Source organism: Brevundimonas sp., from assembly GCF_013912065.1.
Lineage (GTDB): Bacteria > Pseudomonadota > Alphaproteobacteria > Caulobacterales > Caulobacteraceae > Brevundimonas.
Map to the genome: position 1 here is coordinate 172,118 of NZ_JACESA010000005.1, position 25,086 is coordinate 197,203.

General features: G+C 66.8%; 17 protein-coding genes. 6 read left to right on the plus strand and 11 right to left on the minus strand.

All coding sequences use genetic code 11. From position 1 onward, the window contains the following. Positions 1-125: 125 nt before the first annotated feature. On the minus strand, positions 126-1,361 hold the full coding sequence (locus tag H2037_RS06320; RefSeq protein ID WP_365833310.1) for a UvrD-helicase domain-containing protein: 1,236 nt from the start codon (positions 1,359-1,361) through the stop codon (positions 126-128). On the opposite strand from H2037_RS06320, the gene H2037_RS06325 reads away from it, so the two are divergent. Both H2037_RS06325 and H2037_RS06330 read left to right on the plus strand, forming a co-directional pair. Beyond that, positions 1,342-1,512, plus strand: coding sequence for a sigma factor-like helix-turn-helix DNA-binding protein (locus H2037_RS06325; RefSeq protein ID WP_292119195.1), 171 nt, complete (start codon positions 1,342-1,344; stop codon positions 1,510-1,512). The two genes, H2037_RS06320 and H2037_RS06325, sit on opposite strands and share 20 nt — an antisense overlap. A gap of 305 nt (positions 1,513-1,817) precedes the next feature. After that, on the plus strand, positions 1,818-2,126 hold the full coding sequence (locus tag H2037_RS06330; protein ID WP_292119198.1) for a hypothetical protein: 309 nt from the start codon (positions 1,818-1,820) through the stop codon (positions 2,124-2,126). Between the two features lie 46 nt (positions 2,127-2,172). On the opposite strand, the gene H2037_RS06335 is transcribed toward H2037_RS06330, so the two are convergent. The 3 genes from H2037_RS06335 to H2037_RS06345 form a co-directional block, all read right to left on the minus strand. Continuing rightward, positions 2,173-2,661: a MucR family transcriptional regulator gene (locus tag H2037_RS06335; protein WP_292119201.1), complete on the minus strand. Its 489-nt coding sequence runs from the start codon at positions 2,659-2,661 to the stop codon at positions 2,173-2,175. 263 nt (positions 2,662-2,924) lie between these two features. After that, a complete protein-coding gene (ubiM, locus tag H2037_RS06340; RefSeq protein WP_292119203.1) occupies positions 2,925-4,106 on the minus strand; it encodes a 5-demethoxyubiquinol-8 5-hydroxylase UbiM in 1,182 nt (393 codons plus the stop codon). 50 nt (positions 4,107-4,156) lie between these two features. Beyond that, positions 4,157-5,101: a glycerophosphodiester phosphodiesterase family protein gene (locus H2037_RS06345; protein ID WP_292119206.1), complete on the minus strand. Its 945-nt coding sequence runs from the start codon at positions 5,099-5,101 to the stop codon at positions 4,157-4,159. A gap of 127 nt (positions 5,102-5,228) precedes the next feature. On the opposite strand from H2037_RS06345, the gene plsY reads away from it, so the two are divergent. From plsY to topA, 3 genes are all read left to right on the plus strand, one after another. Beyond that, entirely contained in the window at positions 5,229-5,867 is a 639-nt protein-coding gene (gene plsY / locus H2037_RS06350; RefSeq protein ID WP_292119209.1) for a glycerol-3-phosphate 1-O-acyltransferase PlsY, read from the plus strand. After that, positions 5,864-6,934 carry a DNA-processing protein DprA gene (dprA, locus tag H2037_RS06355; protein WP_292119212.1) on the plus strand — a complete coding sequence of 357 codons (1,071 nt, stop codon included), beginning with the start codon at positions 5,864-5,866 and terminating at the stop codon, positions 6,932-6,934. The genes plsY and dprA overlap by 4 nt, the downstream gene beginning before the upstream one ends. Positions 6,935-7,074: 140 nt before the next feature. After that, on the plus strand, positions 7,075-9,702 hold the full coding sequence (gene topA, locus H2037_RS06360; protein WP_292119215.1) for a type I DNA topoisomerase: 2,628 nt from the start codon (positions 7,075-7,077) through the stop codon (positions 9,700-9,702). Between the two features lie 147 nt (positions 9,703-9,849). Here topA and H2037_RS06365 read toward each other — a convergent pair whose 3' ends face one another. From H2037_RS06365 to H2037_RS06395, 7 genes are all read right to left on the minus strand, one after another. Next, a complete protein-coding gene (locus H2037_RS06365; protein WP_292119218.1) occupies positions 9,850-13,053 on the minus strand; it encodes a discoidin domain-containing protein in 3,204 nt (1,067 codons plus the stop codon). A 164-nt stretch (positions 13,054-13,217) separates the two neighbouring features. Continuing rightward, complete coding sequence (locus tag H2037_RS06370; protein ID WP_292119220.1) at positions 13,218-14,033, minus strand: carbohydrate ABC transporter permease; 816 nt, start codon at positions 14,031-14,033, stop codon at positions 13,218-13,220. Between the two features lie 199 nt (positions 14,034-14,232). Continuing rightward, positions 14,233-15,165, minus strand: a complete 933-nt coding sequence (locus H2037_RS06375) for a sugar ABC transporter permease (protein ID WP_292119223.1) — start codon at positions 15,163-15,165, stop codon at positions 14,233-14,235. Further along, a complete protein-coding gene (locus H2037_RS06380; RefSeq protein ID WP_292119225.1) occupies positions 15,162-16,394 on the minus strand; it encodes a sugar ABC transporter substrate-binding protein in 1,233 nt (410 codons plus the stop codon). Before H2037_RS06380 ends, H2037_RS06375 begins: the two co-directional genes overlap by 4 nt. 32 nt (positions 16,395-16,426) lie before the next feature. After that, a complete protein-coding gene (locus H2037_RS06385) occupies positions 16,427-17,929 on the minus strand; it encodes a glucoamylase family protein (protein ID WP_292119228.1) in 1,503 nt (500 codons plus the stop codon). A 79-nt stretch (positions 17,930-18,008) separates the two neighbouring features. Next, on the minus strand, positions 18,009-21,002 hold the full coding sequence (locus H2037_RS06390; RefSeq protein ID WP_292119231.1) for a TonB-dependent receptor: 2,994 nt from the start codon (positions 21,000-21,002) through the stop codon (positions 18,009-18,011). 46 nt (positions 21,003-21,048) lie between these two features. After that, positions 21,049-22,113 carry a LacI family DNA-binding transcriptional regulator gene (locus H2037_RS06395; RefSeq protein WP_292119233.1) on the minus strand — a complete coding sequence of 355 codons (1,065 nt, stop codon included), beginning with the start codon at positions 22,111-22,113 and terminating at the stop codon, positions 21,049-21,051. A gap of 300 nt (positions 22,114-22,413) precedes the next feature. On the opposite strand from H2037_RS06395, the gene H2037_RS06400 reads away from it, so the two are divergent. Further along, a complete protein-coding gene (locus H2037_RS06400) occupies positions 22,414-25,074 on the plus strand; it encodes a TSCPD domain-containing protein (RefSeq protein ID WP_292119237.1) in 2,661 nt (886 codons plus the stop codon). Positions 25,075-25,086 lie beyond the last annotated feature (12 nt).

Consider the following 25,086-nt stretch of genomic DNA (forward strand, 5'->3'; position numbering starts at 1 on the left):
GGCCGCAAGCGCAGTAGCGGCATGCTCATCGATCTGCTCGTCCTTTGACGGTCTCCCCCGCTGATGATCGCCGGTCCACGGTTTGCGCGCGGCCTCGCGGATAGCCGGATCAGAAAACGGGCAGTCTAGGCCGCTGTAGCTCCAGCGCCGAACAGATCGTCCAGCTTGGTTTGATCAGTGTGGCCCAAGTTGGCGACAATGAGGGTATCCTGGGCTCTGGAGCAACACACATAGAATAGGTTTCGGGTCCGCCTCAGCCGGTCATTGCTCTTGTCTGCCCCAGCGAGGAGATTTCCAAAGGAGTACTGGTTCCAGTTGGCTCCAGCGTCGTCGAGTACAACCAGCACGTTTTTGAACTGGTCGCCTTTGACACCGTGCTTGGTCGAGTACGGAAGATTGGATTCCAATACGGCCCGGTAAATAGCGACCTCCTGGTAAGGGATATCCATAAGTGTCGTCAGAAGGATCTGATTTTTCGCGGCGGAGCTACCCTCCTCGACGGCTTCAAACTTTCCAGCCGCCGCGATGTCCAAGTCATCAAGCAACGGCAGTAGCTGGGCCACCTGAATGTGGCGCAGCACGTCCCCGATAGTTGCTCCGCTGTCTGCCAAAGAGACAAGCGTGTCTAGGGCCTTTTTGACCTTCGCCTTTTCGCCCTGCGAGGCGATTGGTTTCTTCCTGCTGCTGATAAATGAAATGGCCCGGCCGACCTTCCCGCCCCGCCAGGCCTCGACTACTGGATCCACATTTTTGGTCAAGAAAGCCGCGATCTGATCTTCCCCGGCTTGGAAGGCGTCCTTGGCGAAGCCGCCGCGATCGTTATAGGCCGTCCAGAGAGCCTCGTAGCCCGCCTTACGGGCAATGAGTCGGTGCGTCAGAAAAAGGACTTTGACCTCGCCCTTAGTCTCGATGCCAAGTTCGTCCTTGGCCTTCGCGAGCGCAGCGCTTGTCACGTCACTCTCGGGATCGAGGCCCACTAACCCAACGTAAACTGCAGCGCCCTCGACGTTTTCTCCCGAAGGCACCTGCTTGATGTCGGTCCGCACCTTGTTGAGAACATCAATCACCGCTTTTGAACAGCGGTAGTTTTCTTCTTTCTGGATGATTTCTAGAGCGCCCTGATGCTCAAGGGAAAGCTCGCCTACCCCGTCTGGATAGATGCTCTGAACTTTGTCTCCGAAGAACCCGATCAGAGGCGGTCTATCGGCCTTGATGAGGTGATCCATAAGGATTGAAATCACACACTCATGAGTGTCTTGGTACTCGTCCACAAAAATGAACGGAAACCCTCGTCCAAAGCGCCGACGCGCAAGGCGCCCGGCGGATGTCCTCAAGACAGCGATGCTACGTTTGCCAATCAACCTGCGGGACGTGTTCGTTCTCCATCGCTTCGGCGGCCTGAACTACGATGAGATCCGATTACATCTCGGAATGACGCCGGAAGCTGTGCAGGCGGCGCTCGCCGCCGCGCTGGCACGGCTCGTGCGGGCGGTCAGGATTACCGAGCGGTGAGAGCGGCCTACATCGGAGATGCTTGAAACAGCGAGTCATGGCCGTGGGCGATCCGCATGAAGGCGCGGCGGGCTTTAGACTTCGCCCTGAGCTTCCGGCTGCGCCGGTGATCTCAGCCCATTCGGGCGACAATCCCTATCGCAAGAACTTGGGGCCTTGCCCCTGGCGCGCTTCAAAGCGCCTTCCGCCCAGCTTCTCTTGCCTTGCTCGTTGCAGCCGGTTCCCCGCGAAGGCGCTCCTGCGCTTGCACCCCCATTCTCGCCGAAGGGCAAGGGTTCAGACGAACCCAAATCCCCGAGGAAGAGATGACCCGCGACTACACGATCAGCCGCAGCCATTGGAACGGCATTGAGATCGAAATCAGGTGGAACCCGGACTACGTCGTCTATGAGGACAAGACCCGGATGGCCCATTTGGAGGTGGAGAGCATCTCACCGAAGAGAGCGCCCCTGCCGATCACCGAGACGGGATACAGGTCACACTTCACACCCGTGTCCGCCGTCCAGATCTATGTGACGCCGGAAGATTTTGTGGAGGCGTGGCTCGATCAGGCGTCGCGGTCGTCGCAATGGCGAGCCTTCGATCAGGCGAACAGGCAGTTGTCACTGTTCTAGGCGGAGTGAACGTTCAAGCGGTTGGCGCCAACGACCGATGTCCACATCACGCCTTGGGCTGGCGCGGTTTGCGCGCTTTGGGCGCAGCTTCCACGGCGGCTTTCGCCTGACGCCCCTTCGAACCCAGACCGATGGCGCGGGCCAGTTCCGATCGCTGGGCGCTGTAGGTCGGATGGACCATCGGATAGTCGGACGGCAGACCCCATTTGGTTCGGTAGTCCTCAGGCGTCATACCGCGCGTCCCGAGGTGGCGTTTCAGGCTCTTGTATGGTTTGCCGTCCTCGAAGCTGATCAGGGCGGTGTCGCCAATCGACTTCTTGATTTCCGCCTTGGATTTACGATCCGGCGCGGGCGTTTCCGGCTCGACGACTGTCGGCGATGCATCGAGGCTCGAAAGGGTGGCGAAGGTTTCGCGGATCAGGGCCTGAAACTCTTCAGCCGTCAAACGCGTGTTGGTATTCGAGACGTAGGCGCTCACCAGTTCGATGGTGCCATCCCGCGCGTCGGATGCAGCGGTATATGTTTCATCAGCCATGAGTGGTCCTTATCCAGAGCAGACACTGCTTAGGACGGTCTTCGGCGTCTTGCCAACCTGGTCCTGTCCCACCGGTGATATGAACTGACATCTCGGAGGCATTGGACGCTGCCGCCGATTCAGGCCATCTTTTCGGGGAACGTGAAGAACAATCTACACGAGTTCTGCACGACATTTTACCGCATAGAAATCGTTTTAGTTTACAATCGGCTATGCGGACGACAGGTGCCTATCTTTCTCCCGCCGGGAGAAGGAAGAATCGATCAAGCCGTCAGCATCCGCTTCACCACGGCCTTGAACGGCGCCGTCGCCTGTCCGGCTCTCAGCGCCGCGCCGCGCGCCAGGCGCGCCGGGGGCGTCTCGTCAGTGAACAGCCGCACCAGGGCGTTGGTGCCTCGGTACAGAGGCCAGCTCGCCAGGCGGTGCTCGCGCTCATAGCGGGCGAGCAGCCGGCCCGAACAGATGTCGCCGCTTTTCGCCGACCGGATCACCTTGGCCAGGGTCTCCTGTCCGCGAAGACCCAGGTTGAAGCCGTGGGCCGTGACAGGATGCATGCCCACGGCCGCATCGCCGATCAGGGCGAACCCCTCGCCGGCGAACCGACGGCTCCAGGTCGTGGCCAGCGGATAGGCGTGGCGTGTTCCGACCAGTTCCAGCCCGGTCAGCCGGCCCTTCAACCGCCGCTCCATCTCGTCTGCAAAAGCTTGGGGCGACAGGCCCATCAGCCCGGCGATGGCCGGCGCCGCCAGGGTCAGAACCACCGACGACACCCTTTCCTCGGCGTCGGCGACCGGCAGCAGGGCGACGGTCTGGCCATGGTCGAACCATTCGGTCGCCACATGGCCGTGCGGCTGGTCGTGCCGCATCCGGCAGACCATCATCGACCGCCCCAGCCGATCCATCTCGACCCCGACGCCCAGTTGGTCGCGCACGCCTGAAAAGCGCGAATCCGCCGCCACGAGCAGCCGGGCCCGGATGGTCGTCCCGTCGTCCAGGTCCAGCCAGGCGCGTCTTTCACCCTCGCCGACGCCGCAGGCCGTCACCCGCCGCCCGGCCATCAGGGCGATACCCGCCTGACCTTGGACAGTCTCGAACAGGGCGCGCCGGATCAAATGGTTGGGAATCAGCACGCCCAGACGGTCCGCCCCGTCCGCGCCGAAGGTCAGGGCGAAGGCCGAACCGCCGTCCAGAACCCGCGCCTCGCGCAGATCCGAAATCTCGGCCGCGGGAATCCGGTCCCAGACGCCCAGGCTTTTCAGCAGCCGCATCGAATGATGGGTCAGGGCGATCTCCCGCCCGTCGAAGGCCGGGTCGCGCAGGGCGGCCTCGTGCTGCCCCTCGATCAGGGCCACGCTCAGGCCCGCACCGGCCAGGGATCGGGTGAAGGCCAGACCCGCCGGTCCGGCCCCGACAACGACCACATCGAACATCAGATCATCGCTCATGGTCGTTCCTCGCCCGATCGCGATCCCATCGCCTTGATGCAGCGCAATCCTCAGCCCGGCCGGCGGCAGGTCGCGGCCTTGGCGACCTCGGCGCCCAGCACCGATTGAACCGCCAGCGGCGTGTCGGTGGCGATAACGGTCACGCCCTGACGGAACAGGTCGCGATATTCCGACACGTCGCCGTCGGCGGCGTAGCGGTCGTCAAGGCGACGTCCTGCGGCGCCCAGGGTGCCGAACTGGACCTCGACGCCGGCCTGACGCAGGGCCGACCACATCTCCGGCCTCTCCTCGCGCGTCCCGGTCCAGGCCAGGATTTGGGCCGAGTTCAAGCCTGCCAGACCATCGACCCCGCTCAAGCCCGCCGAAATCATCATCTCCGGCGCCAGGGCCGCCACGGCGCGGGCGTCGGCGTCGTTGTAGGTGATCAGGATGACCCGGTCCGCCGCGCCTGACCGGCGCACCTGGTCGATCACAGCTCGCGCCAGGTCCACCGTCGTTCCACCCTCGGCTGGCTTCAGGTCCAGGCTGGCGATGGCGCCCACGCGTCCTGCGGCGTCCAGCGCCTCGGCCAGGGTCGGGGGCGCGGCGTCGGTCAGGGCGCCGTTGGACGCCTTCAGCCGCGCAGCCTTGACCTGGACCAGGGTCAGGTCGGCGACGCGTCCGTGGCCGGTCGTGGTCCGGTCCAGGGTCTCGTCGTGCATCAGCACCAGATGACCGTCCTTGGTCAGGACGGCGTCCAGTTCCAGGATGGCGCCCGGAATGGCCTGGCCCGTCGCCTCTATGGCGGCGATGGAATTTTCCGGCTGGTCGGGCGCCGACACGGCGCGGTGGGCCGAGATCGCCACGCCGCCATCGCGGACACAGTCGAAATAGGTCGCCATGGCGGGAGCGCCGGCCGCCGGCGCTCCCGAGGCGCCGACGGACGAGGCAGCGTCGACGCAACCGCTCGCGGAGAGCAGGACGACAAGGGCGGCGGCGGTCGTGAAGGGGCGCATCGGACTCTCCAGGAAATGGCGCGAGACCTGACGCGCCCCAATCTTCGGGTCAAGAGGTCGGATCGTCCTTGCTCCGGGCCGCGCGGCGACGCATTTTGCCGCCACAACTCGTGGGGAGCGAATCAAGGTGCAGGATCTGGCAGGCCCCGTGCTCGGGACCTTGGCGCTGGTCGCGCTGGGCGGTTATCTGCTCGGCTCGATTCCGTTCGGCGTCGTGATCACCCGCGCCGCCGGCGCCGGGGATGTGCGCAACATCGGGTCCGGCAATATCGGCGCGACCAATGTGCTGCGCACCGGACGCAAGGACCTGGCCCTGGCCACCCTGCTGCTGGACGCCGGCAAGGGCGCCGCCGCCCTGCTGATCGCCCGCGCCTTGTTCGACAGCGAGGCGGCCGGCGCCATCGCCGGCGGCGCGGCCTTCGTGGGCCACCTGTTTCCCGTCTGGCTGAAGTTCAAGGGCGGCAAGGGGGTCGCCACCTTCTACGGCCTGCTGATCGCCGCCGCCTGGCCCCTGGGCCTGATGGCCGGGGCGGTCTGGCTGATCAGCGCCTTCGTCTTCCGCTATTCGTCGCTGGCGGCCCTGATCTCCTCGGCGACCGCGCCCCTGCTGGCCCTGCTGCCGCTGGCCGCCGTCGGCCTGCCCGTGCCCATGCCGATCCTGACCCTGACCGTCTTCGCCGCCGTGCTGATCTGGATCCGGCACCACCAGAACATCGCCCGGCTGCTGAAGGGCGAGGAACCGCGTATCGGGGCCAAGAAGACGTGAGCCTGTCGGCGGACGAACGATTCGCCCGTCTGCGGCTCGCCCGCACCGACCGCATCGGTCCCGTCGCCTTTTCCCAGCTTCTGTCCCGCCACGGCTCGGCCGTTCGCGTGCTCGACATCCTGCCCGATCTGGTGCGCAAGTCCGGCGCCGCCTCCGTTCCCCCGCCCGTCGCACGGGTCGAGCGTGAACTGACCGACGGCGACCGGATCGGCGCCCGGCTGCTGGTGCTGGGCGACGCCGACTATCCCCAGATGTTGGCCGCCCTCGATCCGCCACCGCCGATTCTGTGGGTCCGAGGCCGCGCCGAACTGCTGAATGCCCCCAGCGTCGCCGTCGTCGGCGCCCGCATCGCCTCGGCGGGCGGCCAGCGGATCGCGCGCGGCCTGGCGCAGCAACTGGGCCAGGCCGGTCATGTCGTCGTCTCGGGCATGGCGCGCGGCATCGACGCCGCAGCCCACGAAGGCGCCCTGCCCACCGGCACGGTCGCGGTGCTGGGGGGCGGGGTGGACGACGTCTATCCGCCCGAACACGCCGACCTCTACGCCCGCCTGACGGACCAGGGCTGCGTCGTCTCCGAAAGCCCCGTCGGCGCCCGCGCCCAGGCGCGCGACTTTCCCCGCCGCAACCGCATCATCTCGGGCCTGTCGCGGGGCGTCGTGGTGGTCGAGGCCGAGATCAAGTCGGGCTCCCTGATCACCGCCCGCCTCGCCGCCGAACAGGGGCGCGACGTCTTCGCCGTGCCGGGCTCCCCCCTCGACCCGCGCGCCCGTGGTCCGAACGAGCTTCTGCGCCAGGGTGCGATCCTGTGCGAAGGGATCGAGGACATCGAACGCGCCTTCCATACCCTGCGCACCCTGCGCGAGCCGCCGTCCGATCCAATAGACTATGGCGACGTCGATGACGCCTTCCTGGACCGCGTCTCCGCCCTGCTCTCGCCCACTCCGACGCCTCGCGACGAGATCGCCCGCGCCCTGAACGCCCCGATGGGTCAGGTCGCGGCCGCCCTGCTGGAGCTGAGTCTGGCCGGTCGCGCCGAACTCCTGCCGGGAGGCCTCGCCTCGATATAGCGAAGTCTCTTCCGGATTCTCGCTCAATCCGTGATAGTCAGCCGCTATTCCCACCCAAGTTTACGGACGTCCGGCGGCCGGTGCATTGACACACGGCTCCGCTCCAACCACGTTCGCGCCCTTCCCGAGACCGGACACGCATGAACCTCGTCATCGTCGAGAGCCCCGCAAAGGCCAAGACCATCAATAAGTATCTAGGCTCGGACTATGAGGTCCTGGCCTCGTACGGCCACGTCCGCGACCTGCCGTCCAAGGACGGGTCGGTCCTGCCGGACGACGACTTCTCCATGCACTGGGAAGCCGACGCCAAGGGCGCCAAGCGCCTGTCCGAGATCGCAGAGGCCGCCAAGCGCGCCGACCGCGTCATTCTCGCGACCGATCCCGACCGCGAAGGCGAGGCCATCAGCTGGCACGTGCTCGAGGTGCTGAACAAGAAGAAGGCGCTGAAGGACACGCACGTCGAACGCGTCACCTTCAACGCCATCACCAAGTCCGCCGTCCTCGAGGCCATGGCCAATCCGCGCCAGCTCGACATGGAGCTGGTCGAGGCCTATCTGGCCCGCCGCGCCCTGGACTACCTCGTCGGCTTCACCCTCTCGCCGGTCCTGTGGCGCAAGCTGCCGGGCGCCCGTTCGGCCGGTCGCGTCCAGTCGGTCGCCCTGCGTATCGTCGTCGATCGCGAGATGGAGATCGAGAAGTTCAAGGCGCAGGAATACTGGTCCATCGAGGCCGACCTGAACGCAGACAGCCCGCCCTTCACCGCCCGTCTGGTCAAGCATGAGGGCAAGCGGGTCCAGCGTCTGGACATCAAGGACGAGGCGACCGCCAGCGCCGCGCGCGCGGCCATCGACGCCGGCGACTTCACCATCAACTCGGTCGAGAAGAAGCCCGTCCGCCGCAACCCGGCGCCGCCCTTCACCACCTCGACCCTTCAGCAGGAAGCCGCGCGGAAACTGGGCTTCAGCGCCCAGCGCACCATGCAGGCGGCGCAGAAACTGTATGAGGGAGTCGACGAGACCGGCGGCCTGATCACCTATATGCGGACCGACGGCGTCCAGACCACGCCCGAGGGCATCGCCCAGGCGCGCGAGGTCATCGGCAAGGAGTTTGGTCCGGCCTTCGTTCCGCAAGAGCCCCGCTATTACAAGACCAAGGCCAAGAATGCTCAGGAAGCGCACGAAGCGATCCGGCCGACCAACATCGCCCGTCATCCCGACAGCCTGCGCCTCGATTCCGATCTCCAGCGCCTGTACGAGCTGATCTGGAAACGGATGGTCGCCTCGCAGATGGAGGCCGCCCGCCTGGACCGCACCACGGTCGAGATCGAAACCCCGGACGGCCTGACCGGCCTGCGCGCCACCGGCCAGGTGGTCACCTTCGACGGCTTCCTGGCCGTCTATGAGGAAGGCCGCGACGAGAAGCAGAAGGGCGCCGAAGGCGACGACGAAGGTGACGACACCAGCCGCCTGCCCGCCCTGAAGGAGGGCGCCAAGGCTAAGGTCGACGCCATCCGCACCGACCAGCATTTCACCGAACCACCCCCGCGCTATTCGGAAGCCACCCTGGTCAAGAAGCTGGAAGAGCTCGGCATCGGCCGCCCCTCGACCTACGCCTCGACCCTGTCGACCCTGCGCGACCGCGAATACGTCCGCGTCGACAAGAACCGCTTCTATCCCGAGGACAAGGGACGGCTGGTCACGGCCTTCCTGGAGCAGTTCTTCAGGAAATGGGTCGAATACGACTTCACCGCCGCGCTGGAGACCCAGCTGGACGAGGTGTCGGCCGGTCAACTGGACTGGAAGGTGCTGCTGCGCCAGTTCTGGCAGGATTTCCACGCCGCGACCCAGGCCGCCGGCGAGCTGCGCACCACGGCCATTCTCGACGCCCTGAACGAAAGCCTCGGCGCCCATATCTTCCCGGCCAAAGAAGACGGGTCGGACCCGCGCGAATGCCCCCTGTGCCACCAGGGCCAGCTCAGCCTGAAGACCAGCCGCTTCGGCGCCTTCATCGGCTGTTCGCGCTATCCCGACTGCAAATACACCCGTCCGGTGGCCAGCCCCTCGGCCGAGGACGGATCGGCCGAGAGCGGCGACCGCGAACTGGGGATCGACCCGGCGACCGGTCAGCCGGTGCAGTTGAAGATCGGCCGTTTCGGACCCTATGTCGAAATCACGCCGCCGGAGGGCGACAAGCCCAAACGCTCGTCCCTGCCCAAGGGCTGGTCGCCCGCGTCCCTGACCCTGGACCAGGCCCTGCGCCTGTTGGCCCTGCCGCGCGAGGTCGGGGTTCACCCCGAGGACGGCAAGATGATCACGGCGGGCCTGGGCCGTTACGGACCCTTCGTCCTGCACGCCGGCACCTACGCCAATGTCTCGGACATCGACGAGGTGTTCGAGGTCGGCCTGAACCGCGCCGTAGCCCTGCTGGCCGAAAAACGCGCCGGTCGTCCGGGTCGCGGCGCCGCCACGGCCCCGCTGAAGGACTTGGGCGCCCACCCGGAAACGGGCGAGCCGATCCACGTCATGGCCGGCCGCTTCGGGCCCTACGTCAAGTCGGGCAAGATCAACGCCACCCTGCCGAAGGGCACGGCGCCGGAAGACCTGACCCTGGAAGCCGCCCTGCCCCTCCTCGCCGCCAAGGCCGGCGCCGCGCCGAAGAAGAAGGCTCCGGCCAAGAAGGCGGCCGCGCCGAAGAAGGCTGCGGCTGCGAAGAAGCCGGCCGCGAAGAAGGCTCCAGCCAAGAAGGCCAAAGCCAAGACGGAAGAATAGACCCTCTCCCGCTGGGAGAGGGCTTGAGCGCCCGAGAGCGTAGCGATCGATCTTGTGCGAAAGGGTGAGGGGCGCGGTGGTGCGAGTTGGCCCACCGCCGGTCCCTCATCCGGCCCTGCGGGCCACCTTCTCCCCATGGGAGAAGGATCAGTTGAGGGTGATCCGCCGCGCGCCCGCCGGTATCACCAGCTCATCGCCGGTCCACCGCGCCGCCCGCCCATCGATCCGCACCGTGTCCGGCCGCCCCTCACCGGCCGGCCATTGCAGCACATACCCCCCCGGCGGCGTCGCCGCTCCGCCCAGGGTTAGCACATACCCCGCCCCCTGTTTGCGATAGGCATAGGTCAGCGGGCCATAGGCCGTGCGCAGGTCGCGCACCCCTACGCCCTCAGCCGTATCCAGCCACGCCTCCGGCACGCCCGCAGCCAGAACCAGGGCGTGATCCCGGTCCCGCTCATAGGCGAATAGGTCGAGAGCCGAACGGATATAGTCGGAGCTGATCCAGGCGTGCGGCATGTCGCCGATGAAGCGCGGCTCGCGCTTGTCGCGCCCCACCACCTCGGCCCAGCCGTTCCAGGCCTCGGGCCGGCGGTCGGCCATCAGGAAGTTGAGAACCGCCAGAGCGCGGTCCTTCTGGCCCAGCCGAACATAGGCGCCGACCAGCCGCCACTCATAGGGGGTGTAGTCCTTCCACGCCGTGCGATTGTTCAACCGGTTCTGGAAGTTTTCCCAATACAGATCGAAGGTTCGCGCCAACAGCTCAGGCGGCAAATCATCCTTCTGCCCCGCCGGCGACAGGGCGATGGTGGTCGAGGTGGCGTCGAAATCGCCCCGGTCGGCGGCGCCGGCGATCCAGTCGATGTCGTGGTGGTCGGCCGTCGCGACGATGGAGGCGCGGATGTCGGCGGCGAATTGATCGCGCGCTGCAGCGAACCGGGCGGCGGCCTCGGTCTCCCCCAGAGTCTCGGCGATGAAGACCGCGTCCTTGTAGCCCAGCAGGCCCCAGAAATCGTCCCAGTAGGAATAGGCCGCCTTGTCCGAGTAACCCTCATGGCTGATCGTCGGGGGCAGCAGGCCGTACAGATGGCGCTGGTCGGCGGTTTGGAAGGCTGCGGTACGGGTCGAGGCCCGCAGGTCGTCCATATAGGCGATGGCCTTCTGCACCTGGGGCCAGACCTGACGCAGCAGGGCCTGGTCGCCGGTGTAGCGATAGGTCTCGGCGGCCAGGAAGACGAACTCCCCGTGGCTGTCGTTCTCGGGCACCGGATCGGCGCCGCGGGCGTCGACGCAACACGGGACCTTGCCGTTGTCGAACACATAGGGGGCGTACCAGCGCAGATAGTCGGCGGAATGATCGGCCATGCCCAGCCGGTTCAGCCCCTCGGCCATCATGGCCCCGTCGCGGATCCAGGAGCGGTTGTAGCTGCGGGTGCCGGGCTGGAGGATCGGGCCCTGACGCGACATCAGCATATGGGCCAGGGACGACTTCAGCGCGTCCTCGATCCGCTGGGCGGCGGGCGGCAGGGTCAGGTCCACCCGGTCCAGTTTCTCGCGCCATTCGGCGGCCAGGGCCTGCTCGGCCCGGTCCAGGGCGGCGACATCCTGCCCGGTCTGCGGCGTCTCGCCGGCCAGCGGCGACAGGAAGCCGAAGGTGCGCGTCTCGCCGGGCTGAAGCGTCACTTCATACAGCAGGGCGCCGGCCGGCAGGTCTGTGGCGTCGGACACCACGACCGGTGCGCCGGCTGGGCGTCGTGCCGACGGCAAAATCAATGATTGAGGATCCGCGCCAGAATCGAAGCTGGAGGCCGCCACGGCGTCCGGCGGGGTCAGGGCGTGGATGTGGACATCGTCGTTCAGCGTCAGGCTCGCGCCGTCCCAGGCGATCCGCTCGACCGGCGCGACGCCGCCTGGAATGGCCAGGAACTGGACCGGGCCGTTGACCTGGAATGGTCGCGCCGTCAGGGCCAGGGTCAGGCTGCGCGACCGGTTCGAAGTGTTGGTCAGGTCATAACGGCCCCACAGCCGGGCCTGGTCCGGCGTCCCGTCGGCGAAGGCCGTGATCTTCAGCGTCCAGTCGTCGGCTGTCCAGGTCACCGACGGGATCGGCAAGTCGCCGTCCTCCAGCCCCTGCTCAATATTGACGTCAGCCCAGGTGATCAGCCGGCCGTTGTCGACGACAAAGGGTTCGATGCTGGGGCCAGCGCGGCGCAGTTCGATGGCGCCGTCCTCGCCGATCAGGCCGCTCTCGCCGCCGCCGTCCACGCCGACCAGGGTCCAGTAGGGCTGTTCGCCAAAGAAGCCGCGCGGATAGAGGCCGCGCCGGTTTTCTTTCGCCACGGCCTCGACGAAGGCCGTGGCGTCCTCGCCGAAGGCCAGGGGTTCAACCTCGATCTCGTTCAGGGCGTAGGCGGTCGCCTGCCCCGCCCCCAGTCGCTGGCCGGCGCCGGAGGAGCCGACCACGTCCGAGGCGGGGACCGGCCTCAGCGGCTCCAGCCGCAGCCAGCGCGCGGTCGTCTCGGGCGTGCGCAGCCAATCGACGCCGCCGTTTCCGCCCTGCACGGACGTCAGTTCGCGCCAGTCCCGCCCGTCTATAGACGCCGAAATCCGATAGTCGGCCGCCGCGCCCCGCTCGCCCCAGCGCAGGGTCAGGCCGCCGAACTCGCGTTCGTATCCCAGGTCCAGCGTCAGGGCCGAGGCTTCGCTCACCAGCGGGGTCCAGGCGGTCTTGGGGTCCAGATCGACGGCGTTGGCGGCGGTCGTCTGCGGTCGGCTGTCGGCGGCGACCGGCTGCGGCGGCACGGCGGGATCGACCGGCAAGGCGCGCAGGCTCAGTTGGTCGATCTCGACCGCCCCCTTGCCGCCTTCCACCGCGACCACGACGAACTCGACCCGCTCGGCGCGACGCAGCACCGTCTCGGGGCTTGGCCCCCAGGCCTTGGAGACCTGGCGGCGCTTGATGACGAACTTGGTCCAGCCGTCGGGGAAGTCGTAGCGCGCCGTCTGTTTCCACCAGACGTTTTCGGCCGAGGCGTCGGTCAACTTGACCTCGAAGGTGTTGATCGGCCCGGCGCCGCGCACCCAGAAGCTGATCTCGTAATTATCGGGCAGGTCGAACGGCAGGGGCCGGCTGAGCACCGCATAGCCCGCCTTGCCGTCGAAGTCGTAGTCGAGCCGGACCGCGCGACCGTCGTGTCCCGCCACGGCGCTGACGGCGGCGTGAACGTCGGTGGAGGCGCTGGCCTGCCATCGCGCGGCGTCGTCCATGGCGTCGAGGACGCGCGTGTCCTGCGCGACGGCGGGGGCGGCCATCAGGGCGGCGCTGAGCGCGAGGGCGGAGGTCAGGATACGCATTCGGAGTACTCCAGCTAACTCCCCCAACCCGTCATCCTCGGGCTTGTCCCGAGGATCCATAGACTCCGTCGAGGACGGGACGCACGCCTTGGACACCGGGCGTATGGATCCTAGGCACAAGGCCTAGGATGACGGTTTTGGAGGGGTGGGTATGGGAACAGACATCACCCCTTCACGCTGCCCGCGAGCATGCCGCGGATGTAGTAGCGTTGCAGGGCGAGGAAGAGGATCAGCACGGGCGCGACGGTGACGACGGCGCCGGCCATCATCAGTTCGACGTCCTGCACATGTTCGCGCGACAGGGCGGCCAGGGCCACCGGCAGGGTGTAGTTCGACTGGTCCGTCAGGACGATCAACGGCCACAAGAAGTCGTTCCAGCTGCCCAGGAAGACGAACAGGCCCAGGGTGACGATGATCGGCTGCAGCGTCGGCAGGACGATACGGCGGAAGATCTGGCCCTCGCCGGCGCCGTCGATCCGGGCGGCCTCCAGCATCTCGTCGGGAATGCTCAGCGCATACTGGCGCACCAGGAACAGGCCGAAGATCGAGGCCAGCCACGGCACCAGGGCCCCGGCGTATGTGTTCACCAGCCCCATCCCCTTCAGCATCAGGAACAGCGGCAGGGTGCCGATCTGGGCCGGCACCACCAGGGCGGCGACCAGCAGCTGGAACAGCCGCTCGCGCCCGGCGAACTTCAGCTTGGCGAAGGCGTAGCCGGCCGGGACGGTGAAGCTCAGGGCCAGGATCGTCGCCAGGGTGGCCAGGGCGAAGCTGTTCCACAGATACCGCCCCATGCCCTGATTCAGGAACAGGTCGCGATAATGCTCCAGCGTCCAGCGCGACGGGACCAGGGGCGGCGGGAAGGTCGCGGCCTCGCCCGTGGGCATGAAGCTGACCAAGGTCATCCAGACCAGCGGGAACAGGACGATGAGGGCGATCAGGGCCACGGCGAGGTTGAGGAACAGGCTTTTGATTTTCATCGCCTCACCCCCGTTCCCGTCGCTGTCGCCGTGCCTGTCGTCCTGCTTCTCGCCTTCCCAATCGCCGTCATCCTAGGGCTTGTCCCTAGGATCCATACTCCCGGTCTAGGAGTGGGGGCACGATCCAGCCACCTGGCGTATGGATCCTCGCCACAAGGGCGAGGATGACGGGTGTGTAGGACACGAGAACGGGCGACCATCACTGATACGCCCCCACCCTTTTCGCCACCGCCAACTGCACCAGGGTAATCGCCAGAATGCACAGGAACAGCACGAAGGCGACCGCGCTGGCGGAGCCCAGGTTCCACCATTTGAAGCCCTCCTCGTACATGAAATACAGCACCGTCACCGTGCTCTGGGCCGGGCCGCCCTGCGTCATCACATAAGGTTCGGCGAACAGTTGGAAGAAGCTGGCGACCGAGATGATCGAGACCAGCAGCGTCGTCGGCGCGATGGCCGGCAGGGTGACATGGCGGAACTGTTTCCACGGCCCGGCGCCGTCGATGCGGGCGGCCTCGTACAGGTCGTCCGGCACGGTCTGAAGCACGGCCAGAAAGATCAGCATATTGTAGCCGAAGATCTTCCAGACCACGAACATCAGGATGGCGGGGATCGAGGTCGAGGGCTGGCCCAGCCAGTCCACCGCCGGCAGGCCGATGCTCTCAAGCCCCCAGTTGATGACGCCGTAGCGGGTGTGCAGCAGATAGCGCCACACCACGGCCGTCGCGACCAGGGTGGTGACATAGGGGGCGAAGAACATCACGCGCCAGATCGGCCGCCACTTCACCACCCGCGCATTCAGCACGACGGCGGCGGCCAGCGATGCGGCGATGGACAGGGGCACGCCCAGGACGGCGAAGGTCAGGGTGTTCTTCATCGCCCCCCAGAACAGCGGATTGGTCATCAGCCGTTCGTAATTCTGCCAGCCGACGAACCGCAAATTGTCCAGATCGGCCAGGGCGTAGATGTCAAAGTCGGTCAGGCTGAGCAGCAGGGCCGCGACGACCGGAATGGCGAAGAACAGGCCGATGGCGATCATGGCAGGGGCGACGAAAACCCAGGCCGCGCGCTCGCGGGCGCCGGGTCCGCGCGACGGCTTGGCCCGCGCCAATGTGGGATCGGCGACGGTCATACGGCCCTGCCCTGTCCCATCATCCAGCGGCGCTTCTCCAGCAACCGGTCGGCGCGGCGGTCGATCTCCGCCGCGGCGGTTTCAGGCGCATATTCGCCGCGCACCATACGCTCGGCGACGATCTGCATTTCAGTGACGATCCGCTCCCACTCCGGCACCTTGGGCACGGCCTTGGCCCGCTCCAACTGCCCGCGGAAGGGCGCCAGCATCGGGTCGCGCTCGATCGCCGCGATCTCCCACGCGCTCTTGCGGGCCGGCAGGTCGCCGACGATGGTGTTGAACCGGGCCTGGACGATGGGCTCGGACAGATAGCGGACCAGGGCCCAGGCGGCCTCCTGGTGCGGCGACGACTTGAACACCGCCAGGCTGGATCCGCCCGGCGCCGAGGCGCCCAGACCGTTCGGCCCCGGAACCCCCGCCGTGGCCCAGTTCGGCTGGAACGACGCCGGCAGACGGCTGCGGAAATCCCCCACGCTCCACGGACCGGAGAAGTAGAAGCTGAAATAGCCGCGCGCGAACTCGGTCCAGACGTTCGAGATCTGCGCCGCCGAGGCCAGGGGCGCCAGCCCCTCGGCGAACAGGCTGCGATAGAAGGCCAGGGCCGCGATGAAGCCTGGGTTGGAGAAATTGCCCCGCGTATTCTCGTCTCGCAGCAGCGGCTCGTCGCTCTGCAATCCGAAGGTCAGCAGTTGCTCGAACTCGTTCAGCGGCAGCAGGATGGCGAAATTCCCCTGCCCCGCCACCCGCTTGACCCCGTGCATGGCCCGCTTCCACTCGGCCCAGTCGCGCGGCGGCGCCTCGAAGCCGGCGCGGCGCATCAGGTCGGTGCGATAGAACAGCAGACGCGTGTCCACATACCAGGGGGTGGTCATGGCCCGGCCGGCGACCTGATTGGTCTCCAGCACCGCTTCGAACTGGTCGGTCAGCAGGTCGGCGGCGGCGGGGGGCGTCGGCGACAGGGCGCCGATGGCGGTCAGTTCCGACACCCAGGTATTGCCGATCTGGCTGACGTCCGGCAGCGACGACCCGGCATAGGCCGTCAGCAGTTTCTCGTGCGCCGCCGTCCACGGCAGGGGCTGGACCGAGACGCGGACGCCCGGATTGCGCCGTTCGAACTCGGGCATCAGTTCGCCCACCGTCCCGCCCTCGTTGCCCATGGCCCAGAAGCGCAGCACGGTCTCGCCCGCACGAGGCGGCGTGCAGGCGGCGGCGGCCCCGCCCGCAAGCAAAGCAAGAGCGCCTCGCCTATGCGGGCCTGATCTCATGCGCTCAACCAGCCGCCGGTGAAGCCGGCTGTCTCCAGCGCCTTTCGGATATGCGGTTCGTCGCGCATGTAGCGCCAGATGAAGTCCGAGCGGTGGTTCTCGGTCATGCCGACGATCGGCCCCTGGTCGATGCCCAGATAATCGTCCGCCACCCAGCCGACGCCGTCCACGATCTTGCCGTGCAGCAGCGGCCCGTCGCGGAACGTCAGGGTCGGGTTGAAGCTGTCGAGGAAGCCCCACTCGGTATAGATCCCCGCGCCGAACCGGCTCTTCATCGCCTTGACGCAGGGCACGACGATCTCGGGCGCGAAGGCGATGGAGCTGGCCGCCGCCGTCGGCGCGATGGTGCCGTCGTCGCGGTCACCGGGGCCGCGCGCGGAATAGCTGAAGAACTCGCGCTCGACGCCGTTGATGACCTGTTTGAAATCCCCCGGCCCGTCGCAGGCCGTCAGACCCCAGGTCTCGGACGAATAGCCGACCCACTGTCCCGGATTGTCGTGGCCGTACTTCTGCTGGGCGTAGACCGCGCGACGGCTGTTCTCGAAATAGTCCAGATATTCGCCCAACTGGGCCGATTGCCCTCGCATCCAGGCGTCCTGGATGCCGCGGAAATCGACGTACATATGGCTGTACTGGTGGCCGAAGATCGGCGCGAAATTCAGGTGCCAGCTGCCCCAGCGGTCGGTCCAGCTCTCGTCATAGCTGGCGGCCCATTCGTGCCAGACATTGACCGAGACCGGATGGGTCGGGCTGCCGATGGCCAGCAGCAGGATCAGCATGCCCTCGTTATAGACATGCCAGTCGGACGGGATGAAGCCGGTCTCGGGATGCCAGCCCATGGTGATCCGGTTGACGCGCACCACGGCCCAGGGCCATTCGATCCGCTCGTACAGGGCCTGGACCACGCTGCGGATCTCGACCTCTTGCGGATGGTCGCCGTTGAAATAGCGGGCGGCGAACAGCATGCCGGCGATCAGCAGGGCCGTATCGACGGTCGACAGCTCGTTGGTCCGGTACCGAAGTCCCGTCTCCATATCGAGGAAATGATAGAAGAAGCCCTTGTGTCCCGCCGTCCCGGTCGGTTCCGGCCCCTGCGGCAGGCTCTGGAAATAGCGGACGGTGATCAGGGTGCGCTCGCGCGCCTCGTCCCGGCTCATCCAGCGACGCTCGACCCCGATAGGCCAGCAGGTCAGGGCAAAGCCGACGGCGGCGATGGAGCAGAAAGACTTGCTGGGCCAGCGGTCCGGCGTCAGGCCGGTCCGCCGGTCGGTGACCTTCTCGAACCAGCGGAAGGTGCGTTCCTGAAGCTCGTCGATCTCGCGGTCCAGCCGCAACGGCCGCCGCTGGGTCCCGTTGACCGCGCCGCTGCCGCGCTGCGCCGCATCCGCCTGCTGCGCCAAACCCGTCTGCTGCGCCATGGCCTGACTCGCAATAGCGCCGCCGACCGCCATGGCCGCCGCTCCAGCTGTGGTTCGCATCAGGAAGTTTCGACGGTTCATCGTCACGCTCACTGGGTCTGTATCTAAAAAAGAAGGCCGCCTCCCGCGCAAGCGGAAGACGGCCCAGGCTCAGGGGGAGTTAGAAGGAGTAGCGCGCGCCGACCTGGAAGGTCCGGGTCGGGAACAGCACGCTGCTCGGGTTGCCGAACCTCGCCGAGGTCGTGCTGCCGTCGAAGCCGCTGTAGTTCTTGAAGTCGAAGATGTTGATGGCGTCGACATAGAGCTGCAACTCGCCCGCGCCACCCATGTCCAGATTCTTGGTCAGACGCAGATCCAGATTGCGATAGGCGAAGGCGTTCGGAATGAAGAAGTTCTCCTTCTCCGGATAGGCGCCGTACGGGCGGAAGTAGAAGGTCGATTCCGAGCCGTCGAAGACGTTGAACGGCGTGCCCGACCCCAGGGTCAGGATGCCCGACAGCTGGAAGTCCAGCGGCAGGTCGACGATGCCGTTGGCGACGATCCTGTGCCGCTCGTTGTTGGCCGAGTTCCGCATGGGCGAGCTTTCGACCGAGAAACAATCGAAGCAGAAGTTGTCGTTGCCGCCATTCTGCTGGGAATCCGACAGGGTGTAGGCGATGTTCACGCCCCAGCCGGAGTCGCGCGTGTAGGGCTTGTCCAGCTTGACGTAGAGGGCGGTGAACTCCCGCTCCTTGTTGTGATCCGACACCAGGTAGGAGCGATATGGGTTTGCGGCGCCCGGCCCGCAGAAGCCGCCGTTGTCGCCGAAGCCGTCGCCGTCGTTACCGTAGTTGGGTTCGCGGCAACGGTTCAGATACTGCCAGGTGAACTCGTTCTCGGTCTTGCCATAGGCTAGGGTGAACTCGGTCTGCCAGTCGCCGATCCGTTGACGAACGCCCAGATTGAACTGGTCGGTGCGCGGCGGCTCATAGTCGTTCTTCAGCAGGAAGGCTTCGCCCTTGGCGGGAATGGTCGCCAGCAGCGCGTCCAGGCCTTCCGTGGTCATATAGGACGGATCCCACAGGAACGGATTGGCCGAGCTGCCGTCCTGCACAGCCCCGGGCGTGGTCGTGAAGAAGGCGTTCTTGGAGTTGTCGAACGGCTTGGCGATCTCGTCGAAGGCGAAGTTGAAGTTCACCCGGTCGTAGTAGCGGCCGGCGCCGCCAAAGATCACCGTCCCGCGATCGCCGAAGACGTCGTAGGAGAAGCCGATGCGCGGCTGGAAGGCGTTGGCGAACGGATCGCGGTTGTCGCCGGTCGAGATATAATCGTCGATGTTGAACCAGCTCGGCGCATAGCCGGCCGGCTTGCCGCCGTCGGTGGAGGCGATCCACTGGTTCAGTCCGTCGACGACCGACTGGGGCGTCACATAATCCGGGTTGCTGGCGTTGTCCTCATAGTCCCAGCGGATGCCGAGGTTCAGCTCCAGCTTGTCGGTGATCTGCCAGTCGTCCTGGATGTAGACGCCATAGACCTTGTTGGTCAGATCGACGGTCGGGAATGCATTGCCCAGCTGGACCCGATACGGCACCGAGGCGTCACCGCTGGCGCCCCCGTCGATGTCATAGAAGAACTCGGGATTGCGACCGAACTCCTTCTCGACGTGATAGTCCTGGTTGGAGAACTTCACGCCCATCTTGATGGTGTGGAAGCCGTTGAATTCGATGTCGGTGAAGGTCAGGTCGTTGCGGAAGGTGACAGCCTCGTCGGTGATGTCCTGACGCGTGCTGGCGCCACCGATGTTCAGGATCGCCGCGCCGCCGAACGGGTCGTACTCGTTGTCAAACACCCGATAACTGGCGCCCGGCGTATCGAAATTGGCCGCTGTCGGATTGTAGTTGTAGTTCCGGTAGTCGATGGCGAACTCGTTCAGGAAGCCCTGACCCTGCCACTGATAACGCAGGTTGGCGCTCTTGGTCGTCTGCTGCAGCCCCGTTGCGCGTTCAGCCGTGTTGGCGCCGCCCACATTGGTGACATCGCCCTCGTCCCGATAAGTGACGCTCAGATCGATGAGATGACCTTCGGCCGGTTGGAAGCTCAGCTTTCCGAAATAGAGATCTTCTTCAAACGGCGTTGCCACGGTGCCGAGGTATTGCGCGAATTGCTGCTGATATTCCGGATCTTGACGCCCCAGGTTGACCGTCGCCGCACGGTTCTCTTCTTTGTGCTCATAGCTGCCGAAGAAGTGCAGACGATCCTGAATGATCGGTCCGCCCAAGGCTGCGCCATACTGCTTGACCGTCAGATCGGCCTTCTCCTCGTTGCGCCTGTCGGCGAACACGTCCTGGGTCACCATGCTTTCATCACGATAGGTGCCGAACACCTCGCCATGGAACTCGTTCGTGCCTGACCGGGTCACGGCCGTAATGATTGCCGAAGACGCCTGCTCGTACTCCGCTTTGAAGTTCTGGCTGACGACGCGGAACTCCTGGATCGCAGCCTGCGGGAAGGGATTGCCGCGGCTATCGTCCTGACCGGCGATGCCGCCGGCGATGATGTTGGACTTCAGACTAGCCCCGTCGATGAAGGCATTGACCGATTCGGCGCGTTGACCGCCGGCCGAAATGGTGACTTCAGTTTCGTTCTGAGAGACCCGAACGCCAGGCGCCAGGGCGGCGAAGTTCAGGAAGTTGCGGTTGATCTGCGGCAGCGTCTGAATCTGCTGGGTCGTGATATTGGTGGCGCTCTCCGGGGTGCGGACTTCCGCCAAGCGGCGCCCGACGACGACGATTTCGCCCAACTCCGACGCGCCGGCTTCGGCGGTCGTCGGCGCCGCGACAACTAGATCGAGGCTGCCGACCTGACCCACACCCACAGACACTGTGTCCGTGGCCGTATCGCCGTCCGCCGTGGTCACCGTCACCACATAGGTGCCGGGACGAAGGCCGGACAGGGTGTAGCCCCCTTGGGAGTTCACCGTCGCGCGGTTGGTGAAGCCCGAGTTGACGTCGCGCGCGACGACGACGGCTCCGGCCTCAGCCTGGCCCCCATCGGTGACGCTGCCGCGAATGGTCGAGGTCGCGACCTGCGCCGAAGCGGCGCCGGCGAAAGCCGCGGTGATGGCGAATGCGGATACGGCCGCTAGGGCCGCGCTACGGGTATTGAACTTGATCATCCTGGTGTCCCCTCCTGATGGGCCCGATCTGTGACGGCGACGCCGTTCAATCGGGGTTTGACCCGGCGGTTGAAGCCGCCGCGGTGGATTGTCGTTCGACCAGAACCGGCCGGACGATTTCGCAAGCGGCGTCGGCGTCGGCGTTGGGGCCGGCCTGGACGAGGCCGATCAGGCGTTCGACGCCCCTTCGGCCCATCTCCGCGATATTCACTCTGAGCGTGGTCAGGGTCGGCCGCACCAGGGCGGCCAGGGGCACGTCGTCGAAGCCGACGACCGCCACATCCTCCGGACAGCGCAGCCCGGCCTCCTGGAAGGCCAGCAGGGCGCCCAGGGCCATCATGTCGTTGGCGGCGAACACGGCGTCCGGCCGCGGCTCCAGCGCCATCAGCCGGGTCGCCGCCCGGTGGCCCGCCGCCTGGGAGAAGTCGCCCTCGACGATGATCGGCTCCTGGTCGACCAGGGCGCTGGCGTAACCCTCGGCGCGAATCTGGGCTTCCAGGTTGCCGGCGGCGCCCCGGATATGGGCGATGCGGCGGCGGCCGGTGGCGATCAGATGCTGGACCGCGGTTACGGCGCCGCCGTGATTGTCGACGGCGATCGACGGCCGACCGGTCTCGTCCATCCCGCCGTTCATGACCAGAACGGGCGTCCGCCCCGCGACGTCGGCGGCCAGGTTGGCGGCGCGCACATGGGGGGACAGGACGATCATCCCGTCGACCCGTCCGCGCATCGAACGCAGGGCCGCCAGGGTCTCCTCGGTGTCGCCGTGCGAGCTGGAGACGATCAGGTGTTTGCCGTGGGCGCGGGCGGCCAGGTCCATGCCGCGTATCAGTTCGGAAAAGAACTCGCCGAACAGGTCGGGCAAGATGACGCCGATGGTGTCGGTCCGGCTGGTGGACAGGCTGCGCGCCCCCACGTGCGGCACGTAGTGCAGGAAATCGACCGCATCGAGCACGCGACGGCGCGTGGTTTCCGTGATGGCGTCGGACCCGTTCAGCACGCGCGACACCGACGCCACGGACACCTGGGCCCGTTCCGCGACGTCGCGGATCGTGGCGGCCTTGGCGACCGGCGAACGTCCGTTCGCGGATGATGGGGCGACGATATCCAAGGATTCCTCTCCAAACTCATCGTACCGGCCCTCTTATCGAAGGTCCGTCGATAAATAATGTAATCGGTTACATGACACAGGAGCAATGTGCCCCGCAAGCGCCACAATGTCGCTTTGTGTCGATTTGTGGCCCGGCCGCCGCAGCGCCGGGCCACGAAACGCCCCTCTTTCGCGGCCGGTCCGAAAGAAGGGGGGCGACCTTGGGCGGGACGATTCAGCCGTTGATAACTACTACATCTGGTGGCGCGCCCCACAGGAACGCCGTAATGTAGTCGGACGCCTTCGGGGAGACGCTGGCCCATGCGCTTTCAATCCGGCTTCGTCGCCCGCGCTCGGCGGGTCATGATGGAGACCCGCGCCATCGAGCGCGCCGCCACGATCCATGAGGTTCAGGCGCCGACGGCATGGTCGGACGCGCGGATCGAATCCTGGCTCGACTGGTGCGAAACCCTGTCGCTCGCCGCCTCGCCGACCGGCGACGTACTGAACGGCGGCGTGGACGCCTGGGCCGAACGCCTGGCCGCCAAGGGTCTGGCCGAAAATGTCTTCGCCGACCCGGCCGAGGCTGAGGCTTTCGCCGCCGAACTGGCGGCGACCGTCTGGCTGGGTCTCGCGGCTCCGGCCGGATCGACCGTCTCCGCCCAGATCGTCAACCTGTCCGATCCCGCCGCCCAGACGCGGCTGGCCGAACACAGGGCCGACCGCATGACCGCGCGACTGGCGCTTCAGTCGGCCGAGACCCTGGCGGACGCCTTGCGCGCCGTCGCCGACGCCGTGGATCGCTGTGAGGGACCGCACGGCGACTGCAGCGATCCCTCGCGCAATCCCGCCCTTGGTCGCGCGGCCGCCACCGCGCGCCGGCGCGGCGCGACCGACGCCGACATCCTGCGCGCCGTCGACGGCGAACGGCCCGCCCTGGCCCTGCGTCCCTTCGACGAGGGCGCGCCCCTGGTCGCCCTCGCGTCCAGGACCCAGATCGCCGCCGGCGCGCCCGAGGCCCTGCTGGCCGCCGAGGCCGCGTTGGACGGCGGCCTGATCCTGACCTTCGATCCGCGCGACGCCGAGGTCCTGGCCGAGCCGGCCTTCAGCGGCGCCGTGCTGGATCTGTCGGCCCTCGCCGCCCTGGAGAATATCGAGGGCATCGCCGGGACCTTCGACCTTCTGCCCGATCTGGTGCGGCTCTGGATCGTGGCCCTCGATCTCCAGGGATCCGGCGCCGTCGTCGCCCTGGGTCTCGAGGGTCTGGCTCCTGCTCTGGCCCCGGCTGACGGCGACCTCAGTGCGCGCGCCGAAGCGGTCGCGGCCCTGGTCGCCGCATCGGCGGCCCAGACCTCGGTCGAACTGGCGCGGCTGCGCGGCCCCTGCGCCGAATGGGACGGCCTGAAGAGCCAGTTGGCCGATGTCGACAAGGCCCGCCGCAACCGGCTGAAGACCAATGCCGATCCCCTCTCCGTTGTCGCCGCCAAGGCGTCCGTCAAGACCGCCGCCCCTCGCCGCCACGCCGCGATCGGCCTGTTCATCGACGACGCCGAGGCGCGGTTGCGCCTGGGCCTGGGCGCTCCCTCGGTTCTGGATGTCTTCCAGACCGCCGACGGCGAGATCGGCCGACGTCTGTCTCCCTGGCTGGCGCGGGTCCTGACCGGCGCGGGTGGAGACGTCCAGGCCGCCGAGCGGCGGCTTTTCGGACGCCGCACCCTGGTCGAGGCGCCCGGCGTCGACCATGCCGCCCTGCGCGCCTTCGGCTTCACCGACATCGAACTGGCGGCGGTCGAACAGGCGCTGGCCTGGGCCGACGGCTTCGACGCCGTCTTCGCCGCCCCCGTACTCGATCCCGGCTTCATTCGCGATGTGCTGGGGCTGGAGGACGGCGACGGCCCCCTGCTGAATCTGCTGGGCGTGCCCGAGGAGGCCGAGGCCGAGGCGGCGCGCTGGGTCTTCGGCTGCGGCGACCTGAAGGACTGGCCCGAGGCGCCGCCCGCCGTCGCCGCCCTGCTGGCTGAGCCCGCCTTGCTGGAAGCCGAGTTGCGCCTTGCGCTGGAGCCGTTCAGCGACGTCCCCGACACGAGCGCCGAGATCCTGGACTGGCGCGCGACCGCCGCCCAGGCCGCCCGCCGCCTCAGCCAGGCCGCCGGCGAGGGCCGACGCGCGATCCGCCTGCGCCGCGCGGCCCCGCCGCCCGGTCCCTTGCTGACTCTGCCCAAGACGGATTCGGCGCCGCGCTTCGACACGCCTCGTTCACCAGCCGTGGCGCAACCTGTCGCGCCGCCGACCGAACGGATCGTCGAACGCGTTATCGAACGCGAACGGGCGCGGCGCAAACTGCCGGACCGGCGCAAGGGCTATATCCAGAAGGCGGCCGTCGGCGGCCACAAGGTCTATATCCACACAGGCGAATACGAGGACGGCGAGCTCGGTGAGATCTTCATCGACATGCACAAGGAAGGCGCCGCCTTCCGCAGTCTGATGAACAATTTCGCCATCGCCATCTCCATCGGCCTGCAATACGGCGTGCCGCTGGACGAGTTTGTCGACGCCTTCGTCTTCACCCGGTTCGAGCCGGCTGGACGCGTCACCGGCAATGACTCCATCCGTTCGGCGACCTCGATCCTCGACTATATCTTCCGCGAACTGGGCGTCTCCTATCTGGACCGCGACGAACTGGCCAACGCCGGGCCCGAGACCCTGAATGCAGACGGGCTGGGCGATGGGAAACCCGACGAGGGCGAGGCCGTGCCGGCCGCCCGCTTCATCTCCAAGGGGTTCGCCCGCGGTTCCGCGCCGGACAATCTGGTCGTCCTGCCCTTCGGCAAGAAGGCCGAGCCCGACGCCAAGGTCGCGGCGGCCACCGAGGCGGTCGCCTGCCCCGCCTGTGGCGACTTCAGCCTGCAGCAACGCGGTCACGCCTGGGTCTGCGACACCTGTGGAGCGTCGCCGGCGCTTCAGGGCGGGGATCAGGGCTAAGTTAACGGCTGG

Excerpts from the sequence above, each read along its gene's own strand:
- H2037_RS06325 (WP_292119195.1), top strand. The coding sequence starts at position 1,342 with ATGCTACGTTTGCCAATCAACCTGCGGGACGTGTTCGTTCTCCATCGC.
- H2037_RS06330 (WP_292119198.1), top strand. The coding sequence starts at position 1,818 with ATGACCCGCGACTACACGATCAGCCGCAGCCATTGGAACGGCATTGAG.
- H2037_RS06335 (WP_292119201.1), bottom strand. The coding sequence starts at position 2,661 with ATGGCTGATGAAACATATACCGCTGCATCCGACGCGCGGGATGGCACC.
- ubiM (WP_292119203.1), bottom strand. The coding sequence starts at position 4,106 with ATGAGCGATGATCTGATGTTCGATGTGGTCGTTGTCGGGGCCGGACCG.
- H2037_RS06345 (WP_292119206.1), bottom strand. The coding sequence starts at position 5,101 with ATGCGCCCCTTCACGACCGCCGCCGCCCTTGTCGTCCTGCTCTCCGCG.
- topA (WP_292119215.1), top strand. The coding sequence starts at position 7,075 with ATGAACCTCGTCATCGTCGAGAGCCCCGCAAAGGCCAAGACCATCAAT.
- H2037_RS06365 (WP_292119218.1), bottom strand. The coding sequence starts at position 13,053 with ATGCGTATCCTGACCTCCGCCCTCGCGCTCAGCGCCGCCCTGATGGCC.
- H2037_RS06370 (WP_292119220.1), bottom strand. The coding sequence starts at position 14,033 with ATGAAAATCAAAAGCCTGTTCCTCAACCTCGCCGTGGCCCTGATCGCC.
- H2037_RS06375 (WP_292119223.1), bottom strand. The coding sequence starts at position 15,165 with ATGACCGTCGCCGATCCCACATTGGCGCGGGCCAAGCCGTCGCGCGGA.
- H2037_RS06385 (WP_292119228.1), bottom strand. The coding sequence starts at position 17,929 with ATGAACCGTCGAAACTTCCTGATGCGAACCACAGCTGGAGCGGCGGCC.
- H2037_RS06390 (WP_292119231.1), bottom strand. The coding sequence starts at position 21,002 with ATGATCAAGTTCAATACCCGTAGCGCGGCCCTAGCGGCCGTATCCGCA.
- H2037_RS06400 (WP_292119237.1), top strand. The coding sequence starts at position 22,414 with ATGCGCTTTCAATCCGGCTTCGTCGCCCGCGCTCGGCGGGTCATGATG.